Here is a 2,357-nt window from a genome sequence, read left to right on the forward strand (position 1 = left end):
GAACTTCTCCTCGCCGACGAACTGCGCCTCCACCCCGTCCGCGGTCGCGGCGGCCAGCGCCTCGACCGGGTTGAGCAGGCCGGCGCCCTGCCGGGGACCGTCGGCCGCAACCTCGTCAGGCGGCCGGCCGCCGCGCGTACGCCTCGATCTCGATCTTCATCCGCGGGTCGGCCAAGCCGCACACCAGCATCGTCGCGGCCGGCCTGACGTCACCGAAGCAGCGGCGCAGGACCGGCCAGCACGGCTCGAAGTCCTCGCGCTCGGGCAGCAGGTAGCGCACCCGCACCACGTCGGCGAAGGTGCACCCCGCCTCGGCGAGTGCAGCTCCGATGTTGCGCAGGCACTGCTCGGCCTGCTCCACCACGTCGTCGGAGATCGTCATGGTGGCGTAGTCGAACCCGGTCGTGCCGGACACGTGCACGTGGTCGCCGTCGACCACGGCACGGGCGTAGCCGATCTGCTCCTCGAAGGCCGAGCCGCTGAGGATCGTGTGTCGCTCTGTCATGCGCGGAACGCTAGGTGACCGGCACCGATACGTCCAACGGTGCGGTGTACGAGGAGGGGCGGGGCGTGTCGGCCGACGGGTTACCCGGGGAGCGCCGCGCGGCCTGGGGGTTGCATCACGACAACACCCGGCCCGCGCGGCCCTCTTCACGTCACCGTAGAGGCGTGATCAGTTGCCGCCCAGCACGCCGCGAGCCGTCACGTCAGGGAGGCAAGGGCGGCGATGAAGGGCTCCCGAACACCGGGGTCGCAATGGGCCTCCTCCAGGGCACGCTTGTCCGCATCGGGGTCGGAGCCGGCCACACGGTCGGTTCCCTGCCCGCACGCGATCGGCATCGAGCCGGCTCCGTCCCAGCTCGGGCCGGACGGGAACGTGACGTCGATGACGACCCGTCCCCTGTCCACCTCGACGGTCAGGTACCGGTGCACGTCCCACAGGCCCTCCTCGGGAACCGTGGCGGCCACGTCCGGGCCGAAGCTGCGGGCGGCGTCCTCGGGCGTGCAGCGGTAGACACGATGGACCAACTGCGGCTTCAGGTGCGGCCACTGCTCGGCCAGGACGACCGCCAGCAACGCATGTTTGGTCGAGCACGTCCCCCGCCATTCGGTGAGCGCCCCATACGCACTCCGCTCCGCCGGGCGCCCGTACGGCATCAGGCGCACCGCCTCCACGATCTCTGCCGCAGATGCGTTCTCCGGCAGTCCCGCCCGCATTATCAGCGATTTCAACATGAGGTCATTGTCGGCCGACCACCCGATCGAAGCGCAGGCGGCTCCCGGGCCGACCGCTCGTGCCCGGCGCGGACTGCCGCGCACCACGCCGTAAGCCATCGGACGCGATTGCCAGGGCCGTCGTCATCGTCCCGTCAGAGCCGGTCGGCGTCGACCACCGCCTGGGCGAAGGCCTCGGGGGCCTCCTGCGGCAGGTTGTGCCCGATGCCCCGGAGGGTGCGGTGCAGGTACCGTCCGGTGAACATGTCGCGGTAGGACGAGCCGTCGCCGGGGGCGGTGAACGGGTCGCGTTCGGGGTCGAGCGTGACGGTGGGCACGGTGATGGCGGGCCGCGCGGCGAGCCTCGCCTCGATCGCGTCGTAGCGCCGTTCGCCGTCGGCCAGGCCGAGCCGCCACCGGTAGTTGTGGATCACGATCGCCGCGTAGTCCGGGTTGTCGAAGGCGGCCGCGGTGCGTTCGTACGTGGCGTCGTCGAAGGCCCAGGTGGGCGAGACGGTGTCCCAGACGAGGCGGCACAGCTCACGCCGGTGGTCCCGGTCCTCCATGGCGAGGCGGCCGCGCTCGGTGGCGAAGTAGTACTGGTACCACCAGGTGTGTTCGGCGGCGGCCGGCAGCGGGCGCTGCTGCGCCGCGCGGTCGGTGATGAGGTATCCGCTGACGGACACCAGCGCCTTGACGCGCCGGGGCCACAGGGCCGCGATGATGTCGGCGGTGCGGGAGCCCCAGTCGAAGCCGGCGAGGACGGCGGTGCCGATGCCGAGCGCGTCCATGAGGTCGAGGACGTCCAGGGCGATCGCGGCCTGCTGGGCGTTGCGGACGGTGCGGGCGGAGCGGAAGCGCGTCGTGCCGTGGCCGCGGAGGTAGGGGACGATCACCCGGTATCCCTCGGCGGCCAGCAGCGGGGCGGCCTCGGCGAAGCTGTGGATGTCGTAGGGCCAGCCGTGCAGGCAGACGACCACCGGGCCGTCGGTGGGGCCGGTCTCGGCGTAGCCGATGTCGAGGACGCCCGCCCGGACCTGCTTCGGCCGGGCGAAGGCGGCTGCGGCCGCGGCGGCCGCCCCGGAACCGGCGGGGGAAGCCGGCAGCGTGGGGGAGGCCGGCCCGGCCGGGGAGGCCGCCGC

3 protein-coding genes are annotated in these 2,357 nt (G+C 72.7%); all 3 read right to left on the minus strand.

Going from position 1 to position 2,357, the window contains the following annotated elements:
• Positions 1 to 115: 115 nt before the first annotated feature.
• The 3 genes from ABZ885_RS39560 to ABZ885_RS39570 all read right to left on the minus strand — a co-directional run bounded on the left by ABZ885_RS39560 (position 116) and on the right by ABZ885_RS39570 (position 2,321).
• Complete coding sequence (locus ABZ885_RS39560; protein WP_360199803.1) at positions 116 to 505, minus strand: RidA family protein; 390 nt, start codon at positions 503 to 505, stop codon at positions 116 to 118.
• Between the two features lie 197 nt (positions 506 to 702).
• Entirely contained in the window at positions 703 to 1,236 is a 534-nt protein-coding gene (locus tag ABZ885_RS39565; protein WP_360199805.1) for a hypothetical protein, read from the minus strand.
• 134 nt (positions 1,237 to 1,370) lie between these two features.
• The gene (locus ABZ885_RS39570; RefSeq protein WP_360199807.1) at positions 1,371 to 2,321 is read right to left on the minus strand and encodes an alpha/beta hydrolase; all 951 of its coding nucleotides are present in this window, start codon (positions 2,319 to 2,321) and stop codon (positions 1,371 to 1,373) included.
• Between the last annotated feature and the right edge of the window lie 36 nt (positions 2,322 to 2,357).

The sequence above is a fragment of the Kitasatospora sp. NPDC047058 genome (assembly GCF_040643935.1).
Classification (GTDB): domain Bacteria; phylum Actinomycetota; class Actinomycetes; order Streptomycetales; family Streptomycetaceae; genus Kitasatospora.

What these genes read in the sequence shown, in the direction of transcription:
- ABZ885_RS39560 (WP_360199803.1), bottom strand. Translation starts at nt 505, where the DNA reads ATGACAGAGCGACACACGATCCTCAGCGGCTCGGCCTTCGAGGAGCAG.
- ABZ885_RS39565 (WP_360199805.1), bottom strand. Translation starts at nt 1,236, where the DNA reads ATGTTGAAATCGCTGATAATGCGGGCGGGACTGCCGGAGAACGCATCT.